Source organism: uncultured Aggregatibacter sp. (assembly GCF_938046485.1).
Classification (GTDB): Bacteria; Pseudomonadota; Gammaproteobacteria; order Enterobacterales; family Pasteurellaceae; genus Aggregatibacter.
Window position 1 is genome coordinate 1 of sequence record NZ_CALIWN010000058.1, and the last position, 23564, is coordinate 23564.

Genomic DNA, 23564 nt, shown 5'->3' on the forward strand with positions numbered 1-23564 from the left:
TAAAAACGAATCTTCAAGTGCCCACACAGTTTGTCTGATTGATTGTTAAAGAACAAAAAACGACGCGCTGCTTAATGCTTTACAACGGCGCGTCGTTGTGGTGGCGTATTATAGGCATTTTTTATCACCACGCAACCCCTTTTTAGCTTTTTTTTCATTTTTTGTTTTGATTGGTTATTTTTTATAAATTTTGACTAATAATCAGACTAGGAATGTCTACAATTGAATCTAATACGTAGTCTGCCATTTTTTCTCCCTCAGAAGTGATCGGTTTACCCGTTCGCACTAAAACGCGCGTTTTCACCTTAGCTCCCTTCCCGGCAAGCAAATCTTCCACTTTATCTCCAACCATAATAGATTTTGTCGGATCGATATTCAGCTCTTCTATTGCTTGTAGTAACATCCCCGATTTCGGCTTACGGCAGTCACAATCCTGTTTAAACTCCGCAAGTTTTGCCTCCGGGTGATGAGGGCAGTAATAGATGCCATCCAAATCAACACCACGATCCGCCAACGACCAATCCATCCACTCCGTCAACTGCAAAAACTGTTCCTCGGTAAAAAGGCCTCGTGCAATGCCAGATTGATTTGTCACCAGAACCAACAAATAGCCCATTTCTTTGAGTTTTTTTAGCGCCTCAATACTTCCCTCAATAAAATGAAAATGATCAATGTCATGCACGTAACCGTAATCAATATTCAACGTACCATCTCGATCTAAAAAAACCGCTTTTTTCATCTTTTTATCCTGTTTAAATATAAATTCGCGCCGATTATCTTCTTTATTTTTATCTTGTGCAAACCTTCAACTTTTTTGTTCTAAGAGGAAACAAATAATTATAAGAATGTCATGGATAGAGGTTGACATGGCATTCTAGACGTCTAGAATACAAAAATCTTTTTTTGATAAAAACGAAACCGCAAAAGGGCTTATATGATTAAGCTAAAGAATGTCAGCAAAATTTTCGACGTTTCAGGTAAAAAACTGACCGCACTTGATAACGTTTCCTTGGATATTCCGAAGGGACATATCTGTGGCGTTATCGGCGCATCCGGTGCAGGTAAAAGCACCCTGATTCGTTGCGTCAACCTATTGGAAAAACCCACTGTGGGTTCCGTCATCATTGATGGCAAAGATCTCACTCAACTTAGCGATGCTGAACTGGTATTGGAACGCCGTAATATCGGCATGATTTTCCAACATTTCAATTTATTGAGCTCCCGTACTGTCTTTGGTAATGTTGCGCTACCTTTAGAATTAGAAGGCACACCGAAAGAAAAAATCGATGCGAAAGTCAACGAATTGCTCTCTTTGGTAGGCTTAAGCGACAAAAAAAATGTATATCCGTCTAACTTGTCCGGCGGTCAAAAGCAACGCGTCGCCATTGCACGCGCACTAGCAAGCAATCCCAAAGTGTTATTATGCGACGAAGCGACTAGTGCGCTAGATCCGGCAACCACACACGCCATCTTAAAATTATTAAAAGAAATCAACCGCACTTTAGGCATCACGATTCTCTTGATTACCCACGAAATGGATGTTGTCAAACGCATTTGTGATTTAGTTGCCATCATCGATCACGGCAAACTTGTAGAACAAGGCTCGGTGGGCGACATCTTCTCCAACCCAAAAACTGAACTGGCACAACAATTTATCCGTTCGACTTTTAGTGTCAATTTACCGGATGAATACTTAGATAACCTGCTGCAAACACCGAAGCATGCCAAGTCTTACCCGATTATCAAATTCGAGTTTACCGGGCGCTCCGTGGATGCCCCTCTGTTATCCCAAGCCTCCAAAAAATTCGGTGTGGAATTGAGCATTTTAACCTCCCAAATTGAATATGCCGGTGGCGTGAAATTCGGTTTCACCGTAGCTGAAGTGGAAGGCGACGAAGATGCTATTACACAAACAAAAATCTATTTAATGGAAAATAACGTACGCGTTGAGGTATTAGGCTATGTGGAATGATTTTTTAACGGAACTTACACCTCAAATGTGGCAAGCCGTGTGGGTTTCTACCTATGAAACCGTATATATCAGCTTTGCATCTACCCTGTTGGCAGTGATCATCGGTTTACCCTTTGGCGTAGTAACCTTCCTCACCGGCAAAGGCGAAATTCTTCAAAATGCACGGTTAAATCTCATTTTAAACATTGTGATTAACATTGGACGATCCATTCCATTCATTATTTTGTTAATCATTTTGTTACCGTTTACCCGTTTCATTTTGAATACGACGCTGGGTACAACGGCAGCCATTATCCCATTAAGCATTTGCGCCATGCCATTTGTGGCACGTTTGACTGCCAATGCTTTAGTGGAAGTACCAAAAGGCTTAACGGAAGCCGCAAAAGCGATGGGCGCGACAAACTGGCAAATCATCCGTAAATTCTATTTACCGGAAGCGCTGCCAACCCTAATTAACGGCATTACACTCACCTTAGTTACCTTAGTGGGCTATTCCGCCATGGCGGGCATTGTCGGCGGCGGCGGTTTAGGTAGCCTCGCCATTAACTACGGCGAATACCGCAACATGGTGTACGTTAAATGGGTCGCCACAATTATTATTGTCGTGTTCGTCATGATTTCACAAAAACTTGGCGATGATTTAGCTAAACGCGTTGATCATCGTTAATTCACTTAGCATTAACATTAAAAGAGGATCTTTTATGAACTTAAAAAAATTACTCGGCGTAGCAACACTTGCCTCCGTATTTGTATTAACAGCGTGTAACGAAGAGAAAAAACCGGCAGCAACAGCAGAAGCACCGGCTAAAATTAAAGTCGGCGTGATGGCTGGCCCTGAGCACGAAGTGGCTGAAATTGCCGCGAAAGTCGCGAAAGAAAAATATAACTTAGACGTAGAATACGTTTTATTTAACGACTATGCCTTACCAAATACGGCGGTTTCTAAAGGCGATTTAGATGCTAACGCCATGCAACACAAACCGTATTTAGACAAAGATTCCCAAGCGAAAGGGTTAAACAACCTCGTTATCGTGGGCAACACCTTCGTTTATCCGTTAGCGGGTTACTCTAAAAAAATCAAAAGCGTAAATGAATTACAAGATGGTGCGGTGGTTGCTGTACCAAACGACCCAAGCAACCTTGCCCGTGCATTGATTTTATTGGAAAAACAAGGATTAATTAAATTAAAAGATCCGACCAACCTGTTCTCCACTTCAATGGATATTGTTGAAAATCCGAAACATTTACAAATCAAAGAAGTGGATACCTCTGTTGCCGCACGCGCTTTAGACGACGTGGATTTAGCCGTTGTGAATAACAACTATGCCGGCCAAGTGGGCTTAAACGCACAAGATCACGGCGTGTTTGTGGAAGATAAAGATTCTCCATATGTGAACATTATCGTGGCACGCACTGATAACAAAGACAGCAAAGCTATCCAAGATTTCGTGAAAGCTTACCAAACACCGGAAGTAGAACAAGAAGCGAAAAAACACTTTAAAGATGGAGTGGTGAAAGGCTGGTAATTTAAAGCTCTTGTAAAAACATCGTAAAATGAGACCGCACTTTTAAGCCATAAAAAGCAAAGTGCGGTCTTTTTTTTACAGGTTTTTCACGGAGGACATCAGAATAAAAATCCCTTTTTAACCATTGATAAGGATTTTTTATGAACGCTTTTAGCCGGTCAGGTTTGCGCCTATAATAAGCCGTCTATTGTTATACCAATCAGGAACACCATGTTAGATATTGTTTTATACGAACCGGAAATTCCACAAAACACCGGCAATATTATTCGTTTATGTGCCAACACCGGCTTTCGCCTACATTTAATCGAACCTCTAGGATTTACTTGGGACGACAAAAAATTGCGTCGTTCCGGCTTGGATTACCACGAATTTGCCGACATTAAAAAACACAAAACTTTCGAGGCATTTTTGCAAAGCGAGCAACCGAAGCGTTTGTTTGCCTTAACGACAAAAGGTACACCGGCACACAGTGAAGTGAAATTTGAATTGGGCGACTATTTAATGTTCGGCCCGGAAACCCGCGGCATTCCAATGGACATTTTAAACAGCATGCCGGCGGAACAAAAAATCCGTATTCCCATGACTGCCAACAGCCGCAGTATGAACCTCTCCAACTCGGTGGCGGTCACCGTGTATGAAGCTTGGCGCCAGCTGGGGTATCAAGGTGCAGTGAATATTGTTCGATAAGATAAATTAAAAATTGCACTTACAAAAGCGGCGATATTAAATGGGCTAAGTGCATTTCATTCCTGTCACTTAGCCCTTTTCTTTTGGAATTACGCGCCGATTAAACGAGAAAGTGCGGTGTCTTTTCGGTCTAAATAATGGGTCGATTGAATTCGACGAATGGTTCTGGATTTACCCCGAATCAACAAGGTTTCCGTGGTGGCTAAATTGCCTTTACGGCGAATACCTTTTAATAAATCACCATGAGTAATCCCGGTGGCGGCAAATACCAAATTGTCATCACGCACAAGCTGTTCCAGCTGCAACACCGTATTGACTTGAACACCCATTTCTTCACAACGGCGAATTTCTTCTTGCGCCAATGCCTTATTTTCCGGCGTATCGCCTTTTACCTGATTCCGTGGCAATAAACGGGATTGCATATCTCCCCCCAAGGCACGAATCGCAGCCGCTGCCACAACGCCTTCCGGCGCACCACCAATGCCATAAACCATGTCAATTTCCGCTTCCGGTAAACAACATAATACCGAAGCCGCCACATCACCATCAGGAATCGTAAATACGCGTACGCCCAGTTGATGCATTTTTTCAATCACGGCTTCATGACGAGGTTTATCTAAAATCATCACCGTTAAATCGGATAATAGCTTGCCTAACTTTGAAGCAACACGGCGCAAATTTTGTTCAAGCGGCAAATTCAAATCAACAATGCCTTTTGCTTCCGGCCCCACTACCAATTTTTCCATATACATATCCGGTGCTTTCAAAAAAGTATTTTTGCCACCTGCCGCCAATACAGAAATCGCATTAGACTGCCCCATCGCCGTCATGCGCGTACCATCAATAGGATCGACCGCAATAGACACCAATTCCCCCATGCCTGAACCCACTTTTTCACCGATATATAACATCGGCGCGTGGTCAATTTCGCCTTCGCCAATCACGATTTCTGCATCCATATGAATCAAATTTAACATATAACGCATGGCTTTCACGGCAGCATCATCAGCCGAATGTTTATCCCCACGCCCCAACCACGCAAAACCGGCAAGGGCGGCAACTTCAGTTACTCTCGAAAACTCAATGGCTAATGATCTATTCATGGCATAATCCTTAAAAATGAGAAATAAAAATCGGCTTATTCTAGCACCAAGCAAACGTTTGCTATAGTAAAAATCGTAAAAATATGCGTTAATATTAATGTTTACAAATTTGTATTTGCTGGCAAATTTAAAAAACGTGCTTATACTTCACTTAATATTTCGATACATGGAGTAATTATGTCAGATCATACAATTTCTCTCGCTTTTTCAGTATTGCACCATTATTTAAAGCTATTCGCTGAAAAACAAGAACCTCATTTGCCTCTTCCCCCTTTTCCGCCCAAATTCAAACAGGTTGATATATCTCCTTTCTTATCACAAGCTGAACGCCTTGTTTTAGGTAAACAACCTGAATTAAAAGAGAGTAATAAACTGTTTAGTTTGTTTGAAAATATCAATCAAGCGAATAAAAAAATGCAATTTTTTTATGATTGCCAACCACTCTCACCAATTTCTATTTTTCCCGAAAAAGAAGAAAAAAATACCGCACTTTCAACACATTGGGATAAGTTTGTTCAAGCGATCGCAGAGATTCCTAAATCTCATTGTGATAACCCAAGTTTATGGCTAGATCATTTTGATACCGCAATGCAATGCTTTACTTGCAATTTACCAAGTCCTTATAGTGATGAAATTTCTTTCTATGATTTCACTAAAGCAGTCGCAGCGTTTGTGGTTGCTCTCGCAGATCAAGAAATCAATGAAGAAGAGCCATTCTTATTAATTCAAGGCGACTTCTTCGGCATTCAAGATTTTATTTTTTCCGGCGGTAGTGCTTCCAACAAAGGCGCAGCGAAAATCTTGCGTGGCCGCTCCTTCCAAGTGTCACTTTTCACAGAATTAGCCGCACTTAAAATTTTAAATGCTTGTAAGTTACCAACCACTTCACAAATGATGAATGCGGCGGGTAAATTTTTGATTGTGGCACCGAATACGGAAGAAGTAAAAAATGCAATCAAGCAAGTTCAATCGGAATTAAACCAATGGTTTATCAAAGAAACCTATGGGCTAATTGGTTTGGGTATTGCTGTTCAACAAGCAAAGTTCAGTGATTTTGAAGAAAAGTGCTATGAAGAATTAGTAAAAAAATTATTTGAGAATTTAGAAACGCAAAAACTCAAACGCTTAGATTTAACGGATACCACGCAAAGCGTGCAGAAAGTTGAATATCCAAATGGTGTTTGTGAAATGAATAGCTTTTTCCCTGCTCAAATTGGGAAAGAACGTTCCGTGATTTCAGAGGATCAAATCAAAATTGGGGAAATGTTATCGAAAAAACAACGCATTATTATTGCGGATATAAACGCTGACATTAACCATAAATATGAAACACAAATCCTAAAATTGCCAATTTTTGGCTTTAAAGTGATTTTTACCAATAGCCGTCAAGATACCAAAGAATTTGGTTATCCGGTAAAACTGTTACAAATTCATCGCTTTTGGGATTTCTCATTACCGAAAAATACAAACAGTACTATTTGGAATGGATATGCCCGCCGTTATATCAACGCCTATGTGCCTTTTGATAATGAAGGAAAGATTATTACTTTTGAGGATATTCAAGATAGAGATGAAGGACAAAAAGCATTAATGACCTTAAAAGGTGACGTGGATAATCTCGGCACAATTTTCCAAGAAGGTATTCAGTCTGCCAACATTGCCAAAATGGCGGCACTTTCTCGCAAAATAAATCTCTTTTTTAGTCTTTGGTTGCCGGCTTATTGTGCTGAACAAAGCCAAAGTATGTACACCGTGTTTGCGGGGGGCGATGATTTCTTCTTAATCGGCCCTTGGTATTCTACGCAAAAAGTGGCACACGCAATGCAACAAGCTTTTGCGCATTATGTGGCAGAAAATACTGAAATTCATTTTTCGGTAGGCATGATAATGAGTAAATCGGGCATTCCTGTGCCCCGTTTAGGTGATTTAGCCGAAGAAGCTTTGGAGAAATCGAAAAAAATTGATGCTGATAAAAATGCAGTGACGATTTTTAATCGGTCAGTGAAGTGGAAGGATTGGGGGGCGCTATGCGATTTAGAACAGGAAATTCATCGCTTGGCAGAAACTTACGACATTTCAACATCTTATTTATATTCACTCATTCGTTTGTGTGAACAAGCTGCGGATACAGAAAATATTGAAAGCTCAATGTGGCGCAGCCGTTTTTATTATCGAACTGTACGTTATGTAACGGATAAACTCTCTAAAGAAACTCGCAATAAAGCATTAAGTGAAATCAGCATTTCATTAGGAGATAAGGGGATTGGTGGGTATAAATTAAATTTTGCCATTCCATTAACAAACTATTTCTATCAAAAACGATAAGGAAAATTTATGTTGAACATTAACGAAATTAAATTTGGCAATGACAAATCTGCCGAAATCTTTTCTGATATTGCACAACGTGCAGCAAAACATATCAAAACAAATAAAAATGTAAATAAAACGACACAGTTGCGTAAGTTTTATGACGAATTGGCCATGTGGAACGATCGTGTCCAATTAGTGCGTGAAAATAAGCAAGGCAAATTCCAAGAACTAATGCCATTTATCAAAATGCTAAAAGCCAAAGTTGCTTATGCTGAAGGACGTAAGCACGTTGATAAAAGCTTTTCTGAAGTATTTAATCGCTGTATTGATCAAATAAATAATATAGAAACTTTACGCGATGCAAAATTGTTTATGGAAGCGGTAATGGGCTTTTGCAAGTTAGAAGAAAATTAACAAGGAATCAAAATTATGAAACTCACAAATATTGTAGAAATTAAAGCTAAATTAGTATTACAAACAGGTTTGCATATTGGTGCCGGAGATAGCGAAATGCATATTGGCGGTATTGATAATTCAGTAATCAAACATCCTCTTACCCAATCACCTTATATTCCAGGTTCAAGCTTAAAAGGTAAAATTCGCACATTATTAGAATGGCGTTCCGGCGCAGTTCAAAGTGCCCCTTTAACATTAAAGGATATCTCTAAAAACCCTGAAGAAGTAAAAAACATTTTACGCCTATTCGGTATCAGTGGTGATACTAAAAATAGCGAACAAGAAGTCGCTGAAATTGGTGTTTCTCGTTTAGCCTTTTGGGATTGTGCGCTAAATGAAGCATGGGAAAAAGCGATTCGTGATGATAACCAACTTCTAACCGAAGCCAAAAGCGAAAATACCATCGACCGCATAACCTCAACGGCGGGAAATCCTCGCCAAACCGAACGTGTACCGGCAGGTGCGGAATTTGATTTCAAACTCACTTTACGCCAATTTGAAGGCGATAAACCGGAACTTCTCGATTTAGTCTTAAAAGGCTTAAAACTATTAGAACTTGACAGCCTTGGCGGATCCGGTTCCCGGGGTTACGGCAAAGTGAAATTTACTGAATTAACGGTTGATGGTGAAGCTCGTAATTTAGACGACATTAAACCTTTCGAATAAGGTGATTTTATGAAGTTATATCGTTTTACACTCACACCACAAAGTGCGATGGGAACGCCTTTGGTGGGCGATACCTTATTTGGTCAGCTTTGTTGGGCAGTGAGAAATCGTTTTGGTGAAGCACGCTTAAGTGAATTACTTGAAGGTTATACCACACAGCGCCCATTTATGGTGGTGTCGGATGCTTTTCCGGAAGGTTTTTTGCCTTTACCGACGTTGCCATCAACGTTTTGGGACACCAAAACAAAAACCGATCGTAAAAGTTTAAAAAAAGCCCAATGGGTCAACATCAGTGATGCAGAAAAAAGTGCGGTGAAATTTTGGCAAGAATGTGCTTTACAGGCGAATTTTCAATTCAAAAAAGAAACTCAAGACCAGTTCCATAACACCATTGATCGCCAAACAAATACCACAGGTGATGGACAATTTGCGCCTTATTCCACAGAACTAACCTGGTTTGACGCACAACAAAAATTCGATCTCTATGTCGTGTTAGATGAAAATCGCTTTTCATTGGAAGCGTTACAACTAGTACTTCAAGATGTCGGAAATATTGGTTTTGGACGTGATGCCTCTATCGGGCTAGGCAAATTCCGTTGTGAAAATCCACAAGCCTTCGATTTTACTCAACCGAATGCAAATTGCTATTTGACGCTAGCCAATTGTGCCCCGCAAGGTTTAGGCTTAAATAAGAAGCACTGCTACTACCAAATTACGACAAGATTTGGTCGCCACGGTGACATTCAAGCATTAAGCTCCAACCCATTTAAGAAGCCGATTATTTTGGCAAAACCAGCAGCCATTTTTACGCCTGAAAACTATCAACCACGTTTATTTTTAGGCAATGGATTAGGCAATGTGTCTTATGCTCAACCGGAAGCGGTGCATCAAGGCTATGCCCCCGTCTTAAATTTATTTGTCGATTTTGAACATAAGGATCACAAATGAAAAAATTTATGCAAACTCACAAGGTCTATTTAACACCATTAAGCCCGATTCATATTGGCTGTGGGGAAGATTTTGAGCCAACGAATTATGTCATTGATAGTGAAACCTTATTTAATTTTGAACCTAGCCATTTAATGTTAAATGAGCGGGAGAGAACAGATTTATTAAATGCTGTGAACCGTTTAGATTTACTTGCGATTCAATGTTTTTTCTTAAACCACAAGGATAAAGCAATCGCAAATTCTGAGTATTTTGCTGATGTTGCCGAAGGTTTAGCTCAGGATTATAAAAATCAAGTAGGAAAAGTTTCTCAGCGTGAAAGTGATGGAAATAAAGTAATCAATAAGCTTTCAATTGAACGCACTGCATTTCTACCTTTGCAACATCTACCTTATATTCCGGGTAGCGGATTTAAAGGCGCACTAGCAACGGCATTATTAGATCAAGCTCATCAAGCAAAAAATAACCCAAAAGTAAATGCTAAAGATCATAGCCATTTATTAAAAGAATACATTGGTGAGTTTGAGAAAAGCAAATTACGCCATATAAAATTTGGTGATTTTATTCCGCAATCTTTAGCTGAAAGTAAAGTTTACTATTCACTTAATTTTAAAAAGAAATTAGGCAAAACGGATGGTAAGGGGCGCGCTATGGCATTGCGTCGAGAATGCATCTCCATGGGGCAATACCGTGCTTTTCAAAGCCAATTAACATTAACTAAAAGCCAAAATACTTTCTCTTTAACAGAGCTAATTGATGCACTAAAAAAATTCTATTTACCTGTATTTAAAAAAGAAATGGAATTACTAGAAACCCGCAATTTAGTGTCTGTACAATATGTAAAATCGCTTGAAAAACTCATCTCCTTACCAAAAGTTGCTTTAATCCGTTTAGGCAAAAATGGCGCAGACAGCAAAACCTATCAAGGTGAAAATATTGCGAAAATTAAAATTATGGGTGCAAAAGGTACTCCACCAATGTTCAAAGACAGCAGTACAACCGTATGGCTGGCAGGAACAAGCAGTACACAGCAAACAGATCTTCTTCCCTTCGGTTGGGCATTAATTGAAGTTGATCCCACTACGGAAAATGAAGCCTTAAAAACGTGGTGTGAAGCTCAACCAAAATCAAAATTTGATCGTTCTGAAATTTTGGCGAAACGCGAAGCTCAAAAAGCGGAACAGGCACGCTTGCAAGCAGAAGCTGAAGCAAAACGCTTAGTAGAACAACAAGCTGAGGCTGAAAAACAAGCCTTATTACATTCGCTATCAAATAATCAACGCCTTGTTATGGACTTTGTGGAAAAAGTGCAAACCACCCGAGAACGCCAAGCAGACAATACAGGTTCGACTTTGCTAAAAGAAGCTCAAGCATTAATTGAAAGTGCGGTTGAAAATTGGGATGTTTCTGATCGTAAATTTGTACAAGCGCAAATTACACTAGACTTGCTTAAATCTAAGGTCGATTTTAAGAAGAAAGATACTGAAAAAAATCTGAAAAAATCCTTAAACAAACTGGTGACAGAATGATTCCAAATTCTTTCCCCATAGCCCGCTATCAATTTGATTTTGTTGTAAGCGAGCCAATTTTGTTACCGGAATATTCAGGTTCCACCTTGCGTGGTGCTTTCGGGCGGGCATTGCGAAAAATTGCTTGCATGACAAAGCTGGAAGACTGCAAAGGCTGCCCACTTTATCGTACTTGCCCTTACACCAACATTTTTGAAACACCGGCCCCGACAGCGCATGAATTGCAAAAGTTCAGTCAAGTGCCGAACGGCTATATTATTGAACCGCCGGCATGGGGAGAGCGACTTTATACCGAAGGTGAAACATTAACATTTTCGCTTGTGCTATTTGGACGCTTGATTGAACAGCTCCCCCTCATTGCTTTTGCTTTCAAACGGGCTTTTGACTATAACGTCGGACGGGGAAAAGCAAATTTACTTGATATAGCAAAAGTTGAAATAGATTTAACTCAACAATCCATTTTACAAAACGGAAATATCGTCGAACATCAAAAAACAATCGAAATTCCGACCGCACTTGATAGCATGGCACAAATCAAAATTGATACGCCTTTAAGGCTGCAAGAAAATGGCAAGCCTTTGCGAGTAAATGAGATGACGGCAGAACGATTTTTTATTTCTTTAGCCAAGCGCATTTCCTTATTAAACGAATTTCATTCTGAACCCTTGAATCTAGATTTTGGATTGCTAAAAACCCAAATCGAACAAATTCAAGATAATAAACATTTAAAATGGCAAGATTGGACGCGCTATTCCTCCCGCCAAGATCAGAAAATGAAATTAGGAGGGGTCATCGGCGAATGGCACTTCAACAATTTATCACCGGAATTAGCCAAATTACTTTACATCGGGCAATGGCTACATTGTGGGAAAAATGCCACTTTTGGATTAGGCAAATATCAGATTACAAATTTGTAATTCTGAACGTTAGCGATGAAAAATATAATAATACTGTTTGTTTTTTATTAGATAAGGATTGTTATGGCTGTTTGGTTTGTTTCTCGTCACCCTGGTGCGATTGAATGGATAAAAACCCAATCTATTCACATTGATCACTGGGCAACCCACTTGGATACTAACCAAATTCAACCTAATGATGTGGTCATTGGGACGCTACCGGTTCATCTTGCAAGCCAAGTTTGTGAGAAAGGAGCCACCTTTTATTTTTTATCCGTTAACGTTAAACCGGAACAACGCGGAACAGAACTCACTGCGCAACAACTTGTTGAACAAGGTTGCCTGTTGCAGGCATTTCATATTCAAAAACGATAAGGAAACATTATGCAACCTAAATATGATGTACATTTTTGTTTGATTTCAGATCAAGCAGCGCCCTCATTATTACCTATTTTAGATCCTGATTTTAAACCGAAAGAAGCGGTTTTTTTAGTCTCCGATAAAATGAAAAGTAATGCAGAGGCATTAGAAAAAGTTTTTAAAGAAAAAAACATAAAAGTTACATTAATTCGTATTGAAAATATTTATGATTTCCATGAAATGGAAAACTGCTTTATTTCGCTAATAGATCAATATGAAGGGAAAAATATCGCACTTAATGTGACAGGTGGTACAAAATTAATGGCAATTGTGGCACAGAACACCTTTGCTATGGGCGAAAAACCTATTTTTTATGTAGATAGTGATAATAATCAAATCCTATTTATTAGCCGTGATGAAAAAGGACAAAGCATTCCTAACAAAATGCTCAATTGCCAGATTGATCTAAAAACCTATCTTTCTGCTTATGGCATGGTTTACAAATCCACTAAACAGCCATTAGCTTCTGAGCAATTAATTGCCAATTTGGAACCGTTTATCAAGCAATATGATAAATATAAAGATGATATTCCTTTGTTAAATGCTTATGCATCAGAGTCTCAAAATTCCGGTTTTAAGGTTAATTTTAAGCACCATAAAGTGAAATCATTCGTAACCTTACTTGAAGAATTACACCACAAAAATTTATTAGATTTTGATCATCATAGAATAGATTTTAGAGATACAGTACATAAAGATTTATTAAATGGAATATGGCTTGAAGAAATAACCTATAAAGCCATTGAGAATATCAAATCGATTCAAGATAAAGCATTAAGTTTAGAAGTTGGGAATTCCTCCTACGATCAAAGTAAACACCAATATGCCTTAAAAAATCAAGGTAATCAAAATGAATTTGATATCGCATTTATGGCAAAAAATCGTCTGCATATCATTGAGTGTAAAACACAACTGATGAACAAAGAAGGCGGCATAAAATCAGAAGAGATTTTATATAAACTAGAAGCTTTAAAAAATTATGGCGGCTTAATGACTAAAAAATGTTTAGTCAGTTATTTTGAAGTACCGGAATCTGTAAAGAATCGAGCAAAAGAATTACATATTGAAATTATTCAAGGTAAAGATCTACAACGATTAAGAGAAAAAATCTCAAATTGGATAGGAAAAGCATAATGAATCAAAAACGTAAAATCCTCCTTTCCGTCACCGGCATGTCCCCTGCGGTTGTGACTGAAACTCTCTATGCACTTGTCACAGAGAAAAATTTTATTCCCACTGAAATCCAAATCATTACCACTGAACAAGGCAAAAATAAACTACTAGAAACCTTGTTAGGTATTGAAGGCGGACGTAAAGAACGCAAAGGGGCACTACAAGAATTTATTGAAGATTACGGTGAGAAATACGATTTCTCTTCAATTCATTTTGATGAAAGCTGCATCCATATCATCACAGATAAGTGCGGTCAAAATTTGCCGGACATTCGTACACCGGAAGAAAACGAACAGGCAGCCAACAGCATTGTGCAATTAGTGGGTAATTTATGCCAAGATGAAGAGATGCAATTACACGTATCTATCGCCGGAGGACGTAAAACCATGGGCTTTTTTATGGGGTATGCGTTATCGCTTTACGGACGTGAACAAGATAGCCTTTCCCATGTTTTAGTAGATACTCAATATGAAAACTTACCCAGTTTTTATTATCCAAAACCTTATTCGCATTTAATCAATAAAAGTGATGGTACACAAATTGATGCGAAAGATGGCAAAGTGATGTTAGCTGAAATCCCTTGGGTTCGTTTAGGTTTAGGTGTGCCTGAAGATCTTAAACAACAAGCCATTTCTTATAGTGATTCGGTAAAAAATGCGCAGGCATTGTTAGAAGCACCTTCACTCACATTTCTTTCACCCATAGAAGATTGCCTTGTTAAATTCGGTTCAAAAACAATCAAACTTGCACCAAGAGGCTATGCCTTGTACTTAAGTCTTGTTATTGCGAAAAAGCAAGGTTGGAACGTTGGAACCGGATATCGTGAAGAGGCTCGAACCATAGCGACTTATTTGAACATTTATAGCCAAATAAAAAATGATGTTGAAATGGAGAATCGCTTGAAAGGTGATAACAACGATTTAAAAAATGTTTTATCGGAATCTCGTACCGATATTAACAAAAAAGTCATGGCAAATTTTTCTTTAGGAAAGGGGGCAAAGAGCGATTATATTCCATTTTCTAACCGAAAAACGGGCAATTATGAGCTCAATATTCACTTAGATAATATTGATGTATCGAAAATAGAATCCGATCTTAAACGACTAAAACTCATCTAAAATCAACCGCCCTTATGGCGGTTTTCTTTTCTATAAATTGCCCACAACATCACGCAACAAACCACTCCCAATGGCACTTAGGAAAACAAGCCGACTCCAAGGCATTATCCGGACGGCATTAACAATGAATTTACCCTATAACAGAGGTGAAAAGGTGAAGAAACTGAGGTAAAATAGCGCGCAAAAGTCATATAGAAAAACATCATTTTTTATCACCGCACTTGTAACAAAGATAAAAAAAGAAAATGGATAAAATCGTTCAATATTTAATCAAATCCACACCTTACTTTTCGCGTGAGGGAAAAAATTGGGAACCGATCTTCTCAAGCCTTATCCATCAAGGCACCAAACCCCCCCCGCAGTCGAAAGACCCTGCCCTGTTCCAAAGGGATTGAGACAGAGGGATGTTTACGAAGGTATCTTTGCCATCAATCGTCGAAAGACCCTGCCCTGTTCCAAAGGGATTGAGACTCGTAATACCTAAGTTAATGAACAACTCACTTTCAGGGTCGAAAGACCCTGCCCTGTTCCAAAGGGATTGAGACTTATCCGTTGCTTCAACTAATGGTCTTATCCACTCAGTCGAAAGACCCTGCCCTGTTCCAAAGGGATTGAGACACGACAAACGTACCGTAGAATTACTTTCCATGGAGTCGAAAGACCCTGCCCTGTTCCAAAGGGATTGAGACCTAAAGAATCCAAGAGTTTTAACATTTCTTCATTAGTCGAAAGACCCTGCCCTGTTCCAAAGGGATTGAGACCCAATAGACAAGATTGGATTTCTTTATTCGTTTCACGTCGAAAGACCCTGCCCTGTTCCAAAGGGATTGAAACTGTTAGGTAATAAAACATTAGAACAAGCTGGATATGTCGAAAGACCCCGCCCTGCTCCAAAGGGATTGAAACTGTATTCTTCACCTTTATAGAATTTAATCCATTGTGTCGAAAGACCCCGCCCTGCTCCAAAGGGATTGAAACACCTTTTCAGGCAGATCTACATCAAGTTTCTCAAGTCGAAAGACCCCGCCCTGCTCCAAAGGGATTGAAACAGCAAGAAACTCATCTTCTTCCTGCTCAATTATAGGTCGAAAGACCCCGCCCTGCTCCAAAGGGATTGAAACTTCTCTTATTCTATTCTTGGTTCAATTCTATTTGTCGAAAGACCCCGCCCTGCTCCAAAGGGATTGAAACACTATTGTCTGCTAACGCCAATGTTAAAGCTGGTTCTGTCGAAAGACCCCGCCCTGCTCCAAAGGGATTGAAACCCAGTGGTTCGCTGTGTATTCATTCCAAAAGGCTGTCGAAAGACCCCGCCCTGTTCCAAAGGGATTGAGACTCGTAGATTTGTAGAATGGAGATATGCAAGTTTAGTCGAAAGACCCCGCCCTGCTCCAAAGGGAGAGACTAAAAAATTCAAGGATAATGAATTTTTGCGTGTAGTGCCTACCCTACTTGTAAAATCACAAAACCAGCTTTAAACGGCTTGCCAGCTCCGAATTGCCCTTGTTGTAATAGGTCTTATGAAAAAGGCGTATTTTGCTCAAATGAGGGCTGTTTAAAGCTATGGCGAACCGTCGGCGGAAAAATTCTTAGCGATTCGCAATTAGTCGCTTTATTAACAAAAGGTAAAACGGCAAAAATTAAAGGCTTTAAGTCTAAAGCTGGAAAGGAATTTGAAGCCGTATTGAAGCTGAATAAAGCAGAAAAGAAAAGCTAGATAAGAAGAAATAAAAAATAGCCCTAGCGGATACGCCAGGGCTATTTTTTTATTTGACATAAGAATAAACAAGGTTATATACTAGAATTGTATCATTAAATGATACTTATGAGGAAATTAACATTATGAGATGAGGAGAAGCTGAATTTTGGCTTATCTTTTGGTGTAGTAAGAGATAAGAGTTTTGTCAGCTATATGAACTATGAATATGAGATTACAAGTGAAACAATGGGGCAATAGTAAAGCAATCCGTTTACCAAAAGATTTTACTAATGTTATGAATTTAAATATAGGAGATTTTTTAGAATTAGAAAAAATTAACAACAATACAATTAAAGTGGTGATTATTCCTAATAATCCAAATAAAAAAAGACGATTAACCTTAAATGAACGTCTTGCAATGACTTCATTTAAACAATTACCCACCGTTGAAGAGTGGGATTCACTCACGCCAACAGGAAATGAAATTTAATGGCAGGATCTACATTTAAAAGAGGGGACATTATTACCGTTTGCTTGAATCCAGTTGTAGGGAATGAACTACAAGGGGAAAGACGTCCTGCTTTAGTATTAAGCAATAGCGAATTTCACAAACTAGGATTTATGATGATTGCCCCTATCACACAAGGAAATGCAGCTCTTGCTAGAGATAACGGCTTTGCAGTAACATTAAATGGAACTGGCTGTCAAACTCAAGGTGTTATTGTTGCATACCAAACTCGAATGATTGATTTTAGAAATAGAAATGCAAAAAAAGTTGAATCTGTGCCTGACTATATTTTATCTGAAGTACAAGATATCGTTGAATCAATTTTGAAAGACTAGAAGAAGCAAAAAATTGCCCTAGCAAATATGCCAGGGCAATTTTTTTGATTAAATTTCTTCTGCTGTAACAGATACACCAAAGATAGGATAGGTCTTGCCATTTTCCGTAGCGATTAAGGTATGCCTTTTGCTTACATATCCTTATGTAGAGCAACATTATCAAGCATTTTCGATAATTCAGGTTTTTGCTTAATTGCTTCTGTCGAAAGACCCCGCCCTGTTCTAAAGGGATTGAAACTCATTACCTTGTGATGGTTTTTCGCATAAAAATAGTCGAAAGGCCCCGCCCTGCTCCAAAGGGATTGAAACTCAATGCCGTTGGCAATGAGGTTGTCACGTCCGTCGAAAAACCCCGCCCTGTTCTAAAGGGACTAAAACGCGCCTAAAATCAACCGCACTTTTGTGCGGTTTTTTTATAAATACGTATTTCAAAAATACAAATTTTATTTATTTATTCTTATCGGTCAATTCAAAATAAATAATCCCATCTAAATAAAATCACCGATTAATCTCTTTTATATACAAATTTGCATTTTATTTTTTACATTATTTTTTCATTTATGATGTATTCATAAAGAATAAGTAAGGAGGAAATATGTTGAACTTAAGAATGCATCATAAAGCAACACAAGCAACATTTAACCCTCCATACACTCAAAGTGAAATTAACGCTATTGTGGCTGGCTTTATTGAAGTTAAGGACGAACGTGCTTATAACGGCCGTTATTTTATGAAAAATGGTAAGAAATGGATTCATAACTTAGAAGCTTTACGCAAGAAATTAAATGCTGAATATGCACGTTATATTGATGATGAGGAACTGTCTTCACCTGCGCCTGAAGGGTTTGGTTACGACATTGAAACCTATTATTTATATAACTCAATATCATCAACTCACAATGAGTTCTCAACTCGTTTTCGTACAATGCTAGAAAAGGTTTGTATTAAGCATTAGCTTGAATACAAATTTGTATTTCAATATTTAACACTCAAGATAATTTATTATTTAATTAATAATTGAAACACGAAAGGTAGAAATAAAAATGTTCTATATTACTAAATATAATTATTATAAAAATATTATCTTTAAGTTAGATATTGATATTCCTGCTATTGAAAAAACAGGATTTTTCAATAATTACAAACTCGATCTATTCGATCTTAATCTTAGCTATTTCACAAAAAATGAGCGTGAAGCCCTTATTATCAGCGATCATTTATTTCGTAATATTTCTAATATTAATAAGAATATGATTTTCAAACAAATCAAACGTGAAGAAAGTCACTGGGTGTATAAACTTAGTATGCCTGCATATCATGCGGATCGCCATTGCCCTAATTTAGCAAAAGAATTCAATAACATCCGAATTCCATCTTCTCTTAACCCGAAACAAGCCAAAGAATATCGTCAATTTTTTATTGATAATAAGGATCGTTATGGTAATAAAGCCGGTCTTATTGAACCGAGAGTTTTCGCACGTAAGTTAAAAGAGAAATTTAACTTAAACGAAAATCTTGATGAATTGCTAGAAAATCACATTTTACCGGAAATCCGTGAAAATAGCGGTGTGGAGTGTATAAACATCACCCTTGAACAGTTTATTGGTGAAATCAATGAACTCATTAATATTTTTAAAAATTTCATTCGCGAAGAACAGGTTTCAGCCTCGTTCTCTCGCCGTTCATGGTTAAGTACTAAAGAAGATTCTGAACTTTCTAAAGAGGAACGTGAATCTATGCAGAAAGTATATGAACAAAAAAGAATAATCTGCGCCCGTATTCTCGCATTTCATTTTCAGCATTTTGAAAAAGAAGGGTTTAATATTTCGGAAAACCTATTAGAAATGCTTGGATTTCAGGCTTGCCCGAATTGCTGTAAGCATATTATTCCATTCTAAAATCGGAGAAGGGTTATGGATACTCGTCGGAGTCGCTACCTGATCGCCTACGATATTGCTGATTCTCATCGGCTTTATCAAATGCATAAACACGTCGAGGCCTATGCCATTGGCGGACAAAAATCTTTCTATGAATGTTGGCTAACAGAACATGAAATGATCGCATTCCAACAAGACGTAAATGCATTAATTGACGCCTCTGACGATCGCGTATTTATTTTTAGAATTCCAAATAGCATCGAGCCTTTGTTATTCGGCAAAGCCACATTGCAATCAAATTCCCCATTTTTACTTGTTTAGGAGGCATTATGTCGAGCTTATATATTGATAGAAAAGGCACTGAAATCAAATTAAGTGGCGAAGCCCTTGTGTGTTATGAAAATGGTGAACGCGTAGGCACCATTCCTCTTGCGCCAATAGAACGCATTTATTTAAAAAGTGATGTCACCGTACAAGCCTCATTGTTGGCAAAATTAGGAGAAAAGGGCATTGGCATTATTTTTCTTTCCGGCAGAAAAAATACCCCCACACTCTTTTTGGCTCAACCACACAATGATGCCATCCGCCGTTTAAACCAGTATGAACTGGCAAAAAATGAACCTTTCTGTTTAGCGTTTGCGAAAAAACTCATGCAACTCAAATTAGTCACACAAAAAAATTGGCTTTGGCAGGCAAGTCATGCCCGTGCGGATAAAAAGAGCCAATTAGCAGAAAAAGCCGGCGAATTGGATCAACTCATCGGCAAAATCAACGAGCAAACCACCCTCGCCTCATTGCGCGGCATTGAAGGCAGAGCCGCCTCCGTTTATTTCACCGCATTAAGTCTTTATCTTCCTCCGGCATTACGCTTTCAAGGCAGAAACCGCCGTCCACCACGGGATCCGTTCAATGCCGTCTTATCCCTCACCTACACACTCATCCATTCAGAAGCCGTACTAGCAGCCTATGGCGTAGGGCTTGATCCATATATCGGCTTTTATCACGCCCTCGATTTTGGTCGAGAATCCCTTGCCTGTGATCTCATTGAACCGTTACGCCCTTTAATTGATAACTGGTGTTTAGGCTTATTTCGCCAAAACATTTTACGCGAAGAGTCTTTTTCTACCACACAAGAAGGCTGCTTTTTAGGGAAAGCAGGGCGTGTACAATTTTATAAAAGCTATGAAAGTGCGGTCGGAAATTGGCGCAAAATGCTCACAGAGAACAGTTTAGACATTGTTAATCTCATTAAACAGGCTGATTTTATCAGCTCACCACAACGCCGTGAAAGTGAATGGCAAACCTTTTCCGACCTCAATGAAAAACAATGGCAAGGCTTGCTAGGACGCTATTATTTTAATCAACAAACTATGCTGCAAGATGTGATTTTCCAATTTTAGGAGAAAAATATGCAATACCTTATTGGTTACGACATTGCCGACCCCAAACGTCTCCAGCGTATTCATCGCCGCATGACAAGTTACGCCACGCCAATTCAATACAGCATTTTCTTATTTGAAGGCTCAGAAAAATTGTTAACAGAATGCTTAACAGAGGTTATGCAGATTTTCCATAAAAAAGAAGATGATCTCCGAATTTACCCCTTACCCCATAACTGCTCTCAATGGCGCTTAGGAAAAGCGAGCCTACCCCAAGGCATTATTTGGACAGCATTACCCATCAGTTTAACGTTATAACAAGAGGTGAAAATGTGGAGAAACTGAGGTAAAATAGTGTGCAGAAATCATATAAAAAAACATCATTTTTTATCACCGCACTTGTAACAAAGATAAAAAAAGAAAATGAATAAAATCGTTCAATATTTAATCAAATCCACACCTTACTTTTCGCATGAGAGGAAAAATTGGGAAGCGATCTTCTCAAGCCTTATCTATCAAGGCGCCAAACCACCCCTGCAGTCGAAAGACCCTGCCCTGCTCCAAAGGGATTGAAACCTAGCTTACGTCTCATACAAGCTAATGCATGTTTGTCGAAAGACCCTGCCCTGCTCCAAAGGGATTGAAACAGAGCAATTCTATACTCTCTTTCTTCTGCTTGGTCGAAAGACCCTGCCCTGCTCCAAAGGGATTGAAACCATACGAGGAATCAGTACCGTCACATAAATGTGGTCGAAAGACCCTGCCCTGCTCCAAAGGGATTGAAACTGTAATTGAGCGTAGTGAGCAATTTTTAATAGTCGAAAGACCCTGCCCTGCTCCAAAGGGATTGAAACAGTAGAATTCACGGTAGTTGAAAGTAAAGATCGTCGAAAGACCCTGCCCTGCTCCAAAGGGATTGAAACGATTGGAAACCAGTAGACTTAGCAGTTTCTTGAGTCGAAAGACCCTGCCCTGCTCCAAAGGGATTGAAACCTTACGGGCTCGTTCGATACCCTGATCGATATTGTGTCGAAAGACCCTGCCCTGTTCTAAAGGGATTGAAACTTGATGGAGGTCTGCCGGTTGTAACGGATACATAAAGTCGAAAGACCCCGACCTGTTCCAAAGGGATTGAAACCTATGACAAACCGGGCAACGGCATAATTTCACTTTTACCCGCCCTGTTCCAAAGGGATTGAGACTTTTTACGCTCAGGGCTTAACTTGCTATAGCTCAGTCGAAAGACCTTGCCCTGTTCTAAAGGGATTGAGACCCTTTAATATAGAGCTTTGTTGCCACGGCGTGCATAGTCGAAAGACCCTACCCTGTTCTAAAGGGATTGAAACGGCCATCACATACAGGGTTTGCTCATTGCCGGTGTCGAAAGACCCTGCCCTGTTCTAAAGGGATTGAGACAATCTGTGCTGATTGTGTTTGACTTGTCGTCTCGGTCGAAAGACCCTGCCTTGTTCTAAAGGGATTGAAACACCTTGTCTTTTACCATTAAGCCTAACTCTACTAGTCGAAAGACCCTGCCCTGTTCCAAAGGGATTGAGACTTAAAAGACCCTAGCACCGCACCTACTAAAAGTCGAAAGACCTTGCCCTGCTCCAAAGGGATTGAAGCATTTAAAGTGAAACCGGGTAAGAATCCGCAAGAGTGTGTGGTATGTAACACCCAAAAAACCGGTAATACGAAATGTTGAACTTCAAATTGATCAGTAGGATGGTAAGTACAAAAGGGAGGTGATTAACCTCCCTTTTTATACTGGTTTTAGACTATTTAATCGCACAGCCTTATTAAGGTTTATATAAAAGAACTTGCACGACAAACAAATAAAACCTATGCTAAGGCATATAACATCAACTGCCTGGAGGAAATTATGGAAGAGCGTATTGCCAGTCTTTTTAAAAATGGGCGAAGTCAAGCCGTAAGATTACCTGTCGATTTTGAATTTGATGCGAAAAAAATTTATGTACGAAAAGAACCGAATGGGGATGTTGTTTTATCAATGCGATCAAAACAACAGGCATCGTGGGATAAAATGTGGGCGGCCTTAGATAGCTTAGATAAAATGAATAGTCACGATTTTCTCACTTCGGAAGAACGTAATCAGGAGGTTTTTTCTCGTGATATTTTTGATGGAATTCCCTTATGATGTATATGCTTGATATAAATACTGTGAGCGATATTGTACGCAAAGATATCGGTGTACTTAGACACCTTAAATCAATTTCACCCAATAATATTTGTATTTCAGGGATTACGGCGGCAGAAATTATTTATGGGTTAGAAAAACGTCAAAGCACCAAATTAAATCAAATCATGCTTCCGTTTTTAGAGGCCGTGACCATTTATGATTGGCATTATTCCGTTGCACGTTGTCATGGTAAGTTAAGAGCGCAAATGGAGAAGCAAGGCTTTATTATGGGAACGTTAGATCTCATGATAGCCGCACACGCCCTTACTGAGAATTGCACGCTAGTAACGAGCGATAAAGCATTTAATATGGTACCGGAGCTGATTATTCAAAATTGGCGAGAAAGTATTTAATTTTTTACTGCTTAAAACCGGAGAGTCATAATGGATGCACAACGATTTGGTTATTCCGTTGGCCAATTTTTTAAGAAAATTGACCGCACTTTTGACAATATATCCTCCTTTATAAGACTCTCGATTACCATTAGTAAATGAGGATGCTATATTCCTCAAATAAAATCCCGCCCAAGTCATCGCGCCAAACCACAAGCTCGGCAAAATAAGAAATAAGCTAGCCTGTTCCAAAGGGATTGAAACTTTAATCGATATGCCGGCATCACCTTTTTTGTGAGTCGAAAGCCCCCGCCCTGCGTCAAAGGGATTCCCCATTCGGCACCAAAGTGCGGTGCTTTTTTTAAATAAATTACACCTATCAAATTTCTACAAATGAATCAGTAAGACTAAATTTTTCATTTTTTCTCTT

The 23564-nt window shown here is 39.1% G+C and carries 25 protein-coding genes; 23 read left to right on the forward strand and 2 right to left on the reverse strand.

What is annotated here, in order from left to right; translation table 11 throughout:
• Positions 1 to 181: 181 nt before the first annotated feature.
• Positions 182 to 739 (reverse strand): D-glycero-beta-D-manno-heptose 1,7-bisphosphate 7-phosphatase, encoded by a 558-nt coding sequence (gene gmhB / locus Q0203_RS07545; protein ID WP_297931044.1) that lies wholly within the window; start codon positions 737 to 739, stop codon positions 182 to 184.
• Positions 740 to 934: 195 nt separating this feature from the next.
• On the opposite strand from gmhB, the gene metN reads away from it, so the two are divergent.
• From metN to trmL, 4 genes are all read left to right on the forward strand, one after another.
• On the forward strand, positions 935 to 1972 hold the full coding sequence (gene metN / locus Q0203_RS07550; RefSeq protein WP_297931047.1) for a methionine ABC transporter ATP-binding protein MetN: 1038 nt from the start codon (positions 935 to 937) through the stop codon (positions 1970 to 1972).
• On the forward strand, positions 1962 to 2639 hold the full coding sequence (locus Q0203_RS07555) for a methionine ABC transporter permease (protein ID WP_297931049.1): 678 nt from the start codon (positions 1962 to 1964) through the stop codon (positions 2637 to 2639). Before metN ends, Q0203_RS07555 begins: the two co-directional genes overlap by 11 nt.
• A 34-nt stretch (positions 2640 to 2673) precedes the next feature.
• Entirely contained in the window at positions 2674 to 3498 is an 825-nt protein-coding gene (locus Q0203_RS07560; protein ID WP_297931052.1) for a MetQ/NlpA family lipoprotein, read from the forward strand.
• A gap of 210 nt (positions 3499 to 3708) precedes the next feature.
• On the forward strand, positions 3709 to 4185 hold the full coding sequence (gene trmL, locus Q0203_RS07565) for a tRNA (uridine(34)/cytosine(34)/5-carboxymethylaminomethyluridine(34)-2'-O)-methyltransferase TrmL (RefSeq protein ID WP_297931054.1): 477 nt from the start codon (positions 3709 to 3711) through the stop codon (positions 4183 to 4185).
• A gap of 89 nt (positions 4186 to 4274) precedes the next feature.
• On the opposite strand, the gene glpX is transcribed toward trmL, so the two are convergent.
• Positions 4275 to 5288 carry a class II fructose-bisphosphatase gene (gene glpX, locus Q0203_RS07570; protein ID WP_295976195.1) on the reverse strand — a complete coding sequence of 338 codons (1014 nt, stop codon included), beginning with the start codon at positions 5286 to 5288 and terminating at the stop codon, positions 4275 to 4277.
• Positions 5289 to 5465: 177 nt separating this feature from the next.
• Here glpX and cas10 point away from each other — a divergent pair, with 177 nt between their 5' ends.
• The 19 genes from cas10 (at position 5466) to Q0203_RS07665 (ending at position 23155) form a co-directional block, all read left to right on the forward strand.
• Positions 5466 to 7613 (forward strand): type III-A CRISPR-associated protein Cas10/Csm1, encoded by a 2148-nt coding sequence (cas10, locus tag Q0203_RS07575; RefSeq protein ID WP_297931058.1) that lies wholly within the window; start codon positions 5466 to 5468, stop codon positions 7611 to 7613.
• A 9-nt stretch (positions 7614 to 7622) separates the two neighbouring features.
• The gene (gene csm2 / locus Q0203_RS07580) at positions 7623 to 8012 is read left to right on the forward strand and encodes a type III-A CRISPR-associated protein Csm2 (RefSeq protein ID WP_297931062.1); all 390 of its coding nucleotides are present in this window, start codon (positions 7623 to 7625) and stop codon (positions 8010 to 8012) included.
• 15 nt (positions 8013 to 8027) lie between these two features.
• The gene (csm3, locus tag Q0203_RS07585) at positions 8028 to 8720 is read left to right on the forward strand and encodes a type III-A CRISPR-associated RAMP protein Csm3 (protein WP_297931065.1); all 693 of its coding nucleotides are present in this window, start codon (positions 8028 to 8030) and stop codon (positions 8718 to 8720) included.
• Between the two features lie 9 nt (positions 8721 to 8729).
• Positions 8730 to 9668: an RAMP superfamily CRISPR-associated protein gene (locus Q0203_RS07590; protein WP_297931068.1), complete on the forward strand. Its 939-nt coding sequence runs from the start codon at positions 8730 to 8732 to the stop codon at positions 9666 to 9668.
• Positions 9665 to 11197 (forward strand): RAMP superfamily CRISPR-associated protein, encoded by a 1533-nt coding sequence (locus tag Q0203_RS07595; RefSeq protein WP_297931071.1) that lies wholly within the window; start codon positions 9665 to 9667, stop codon positions 11195 to 11197. Before Q0203_RS07590 ends, Q0203_RS07595 begins: the two co-directional genes overlap by 4 nt.
• A complete protein-coding gene (gene cas6 / locus Q0203_RS07600; protein WP_297931074.1) occupies positions 11194 to 12114 on the forward strand; it encodes a CRISPR system precrRNA processing endoribonuclease RAMP protein Cas6 in 921 nt (306 codons plus the stop codon). The genes Q0203_RS07595 and cas6 overlap by 4 nt, the downstream gene beginning before the upstream one ends.
• 63 nt (positions 12115 to 12177) lie before the next feature.
• A complete protein-coding gene (gene csx16, locus Q0203_RS07605; protein WP_297931077.1) occupies positions 12178 to 12468 on the forward strand; it encodes a CRISPR-associated protein Csx16 in 291 nt (96 codons plus the stop codon).
• 9 nt (positions 12469 to 12477) lie between these two features.
• Positions 12478 to 13647 carry a DUF1887 family CARF protein gene (locus Q0203_RS07610; protein ID WP_297931080.1) on the forward strand — a complete coding sequence of 390 codons (1170 nt, stop codon included), beginning with the start codon at positions 12478 to 12480 and terminating at the stop codon, positions 13645 to 13647.
• Positions 13647 to 14804: a CRISPR-associated ring nuclease Csm6 gene (gene csm6 / locus Q0203_RS07615; protein ID WP_297931083.1), complete on the forward strand. Its 1158-nt coding sequence runs from the start codon at positions 13647 to 13649 to the stop codon at positions 14802 to 14804. The genes Q0203_RS07610 and csm6 overlap by 1 nt, the downstream gene beginning before the upstream one ends.
• 1483 nt (positions 14805 to 16287) lie before the next feature.
• Positions 16288 to 16521: a topoisomerase C-terminal repeat-containing protein gene (locus Q0203_RS07620; RefSeq protein ID WP_297931086.1), complete on the forward strand. Its 234-nt coding sequence runs from the start codon at positions 16288 to 16290 to the stop codon at positions 16519 to 16521.
• A 208-nt stretch (positions 16522 to 16729) separates the two neighbouring features.
• On the forward strand, positions 16730 to 16993 hold the full coding sequence (locus Q0203_RS07625) for an AbrB/MazE/SpoVT family DNA-binding domain-containing protein (protein ID WP_297931089.1): 264 nt from the start codon (positions 16730 to 16732) through the stop codon (positions 16991 to 16993).
• The gene (locus Q0203_RS07630; protein ID WP_021616132.1) at positions 16993 to 17346 is read left to right on the forward strand and encodes a type II toxin-antitoxin system PemK/MazF family toxin; all 354 of its coding nucleotides are present in this window, start codon (positions 16993 to 16995) and stop codon (positions 17344 to 17346) included. Before Q0203_RS07625 ends, Q0203_RS07630 begins: the two co-directional genes overlap by 1 nt.
• A 595-nt stretch (positions 17347 to 17941) precedes the next feature.
• On the forward strand, positions 17942 to 18301 hold the full coding sequence (locus Q0203_RS07635; RefSeq protein WP_297931094.1) for a hypothetical protein: 360 nt from the start codon (positions 17942 to 17944) through the stop codon (positions 18299 to 18301).
• A gap of 88 nt (positions 18302 to 18389) precedes the next feature.
• A complete protein-coding gene (locus tag Q0203_RS07640) occupies positions 18390 to 19244 on the forward strand; it encodes a hypothetical protein (protein WP_297931097.1) in 855 nt (284 codons plus the stop codon).
• 15 nt (positions 19245 to 19259) lie between these two features.
• Entirely contained in the window at positions 19260 to 19544 is a 285-nt protein-coding gene (cas2, locus tag Q0203_RS07645) for a CRISPR-associated endonuclease Cas2 (RefSeq protein WP_021616129.1), read from the forward strand.
• A gap of 8 nt (positions 19545 to 19552) precedes the next feature.
• Positions 19553 to 20623 (forward strand): CRISPR-associated endonuclease Cas1, encoded by a 1071-nt coding sequence (gene cas1, locus Q0203_RS07650; protein ID WP_297931101.1) that lies wholly within the window; start codon positions 19553 to 19555, stop codon positions 20621 to 20623.
• A gap of 9 nt (positions 20624 to 20632) precedes the next feature.
• Complete coding sequence (gene cas2 / locus Q0203_RS07655) at positions 20633 to 20920, forward strand: CRISPR-associated endonuclease Cas2 (protein ID WP_297931106.1); 288 nt, start codon at positions 20633 to 20635, stop codon at positions 20918 to 20920.
• A 1564-nt stretch (positions 20921 to 22484) separates the two neighbouring features.
• Positions 22485 to 22760, forward strand: coding sequence for an AbrB/MazE/SpoVT family DNA-binding domain-containing protein (locus Q0203_RS07660; RefSeq protein ID WP_295975898.1), 276 nt, complete (start codon positions 22485 to 22487; stop codon positions 22758 to 22760).
• Positions 22760 to 23155: a type II toxin-antitoxin system VapC family toxin gene (locus Q0203_RS07665; RefSeq protein ID WP_297931110.1), complete on the forward strand. Its 396-nt coding sequence runs from the start codon at positions 22760 to 22762 to the stop codon at positions 23153 to 23155. Before Q0203_RS07660 ends, Q0203_RS07665 begins: the two co-directional genes overlap by 1 nt.
• Positions 23156 to 23564 lie beyond the last annotated feature (409 nt).

Excerpts from the sequence above, each read along its gene's own strand:
- gmhB (WP_297931044.1), bottom strand. The coding sequence starts at position 739 with ATGAAAAAAGCGGTTTTTTTAGATCGAGATGGTACGTTGAATATTGAT.
- metN (WP_297931047.1), top strand. The coding sequence starts at position 935 with ATGATTAAGCTAAAGAATGTCAGCAAAATTTTCGACGTTTCAGGTAAA.
- Q0203_RS07555 (WP_297931049.1), top strand. The coding sequence starts at position 1,962 with ATGTGGAATGATTTTTTAACGGAACTTACACCTCAAATGTGGCAAGCC.
- Q0203_RS07560 (WP_297931052.1), top strand. The coding sequence starts at position 2,674 with ATGAACTTAAAAAAATTACTCGGCGTAGCAACACTTGCCTCCGTATTT.
- trmL (WP_297931054.1), top strand. The coding sequence starts at position 3,709 with ATGTTAGATATTGTTTTATACGAACCGGAAATTCCACAAAACACCGGC.
- glpX (WP_295976195.1), bottom strand. The coding sequence starts at position 5,288 with ATGAATAGATCATTAGCCATTGAGTTTTCGAGAGTAACTGAAGTTGCC.
- cas10 (WP_297931058.1), top strand. The coding sequence starts at position 5,466 with ATGTCAGATCATACAATTTCTCTCGCTTTTTCAGTATTGCACCATTAT.
- csm2 (WP_297931062.1), top strand. The coding sequence starts at position 7,623 with ATGTTGAACATTAACGAAATTAAATTTGGCAATGACAAATCTGCCGAA.
- csm3 (WP_297931065.1), top strand. The coding sequence starts at position 8,028 with ATGAAACTCACAAATATTGTAGAAATTAAAGCTAAATTAGTATTACAA.
- Q0203_RS07590 (WP_297931068.1), top strand. The coding sequence starts at position 8,730 with ATGAAGTTATATCGTTTTACACTCACACCACAAAGTGCGATGGGAACG.
- Q0203_RS07595 (WP_297931071.1), top strand. The coding sequence starts at position 9,665 with ATGAAAAAATTTATGCAAACTCACAAGGTCTATTTAACACCATTAAGC.
- cas6 (WP_297931074.1), top strand. The coding sequence starts at position 11,194 with ATGATTCCAAATTCTTTCCCCATAGCCCGCTATCAATTTGATTTTGTT.
- csx16 (WP_297931077.1), top strand. The coding sequence starts at position 12,178 with ATGGCTGTTTGGTTTGTTTCTCGTCACCCTGGTGCGATTGAATGGATA.
- Q0203_RS07610 (WP_297931080.1), top strand. The coding sequence starts at position 12,478 with ATGCAACCTAAATATGATGTACATTTTTGTTTGATTTCAGATCAAGCA.
- csm6 (WP_297931083.1), top strand. The coding sequence starts at position 13,647 with ATGAATCAAAAACGTAAAATCCTCCTTTCCGTCACCGGCATGTCCCCT.
- Q0203_RS07625 (WP_297931089.1), top strand. The coding sequence starts at position 16,730 with ATGAGATTACAAGTGAAACAATGGGGCAATAGTAAAGCAATCCGTTTA.
- Q0203_RS07630 (WP_021616132.1), top strand. The coding sequence starts at position 16,993 with ATGGCAGGATCTACATTTAAAAGAGGGGACATTATTACCGTTTGCTTG.
- Q0203_RS07635 (WP_297931094.1), top strand. The coding sequence starts at position 17,942 with ATGTTGAACTTAAGAATGCATCATAAAGCAACACAAGCAACATTTAAC.
- Q0203_RS07640 (WP_297931097.1), top strand. The coding sequence starts at position 18,390 with ATGTTCTATATTACTAAATATAATTATTATAAAAATATTATCTTTAAG.
- cas2 (WP_021616129.1), top strand. The coding sequence starts at position 19,260 with ATGGATACTCGTCGGAGTCGCTACCTGATCGCCTACGATATTGCTGAT.
- cas1 (WP_297931101.1), top strand. The coding sequence starts at position 19,553 with ATGTCGAGCTTATATATTGATAGAAAAGGCACTGAAATCAAATTAAGT.
- cas2 (WP_297931106.1), top strand. The coding sequence starts at position 20,633 with ATGCAATACCTTATTGGTTACGACATTGCCGACCCCAAACGTCTCCAG.
- Q0203_RS07660 (WP_295975898.1), top strand. The coding sequence starts at position 22,485 with ATGGAAGAGCGTATTGCCAGTCTTTTTAAAAATGGGCGAAGTCAAGCC.
- Q0203_RS07665 (WP_297931110.1), top strand. The coding sequence starts at position 22,760 with ATGTATATGCTTGATATAAATACTGTGAGCGATATTGTACGCAAAGAT.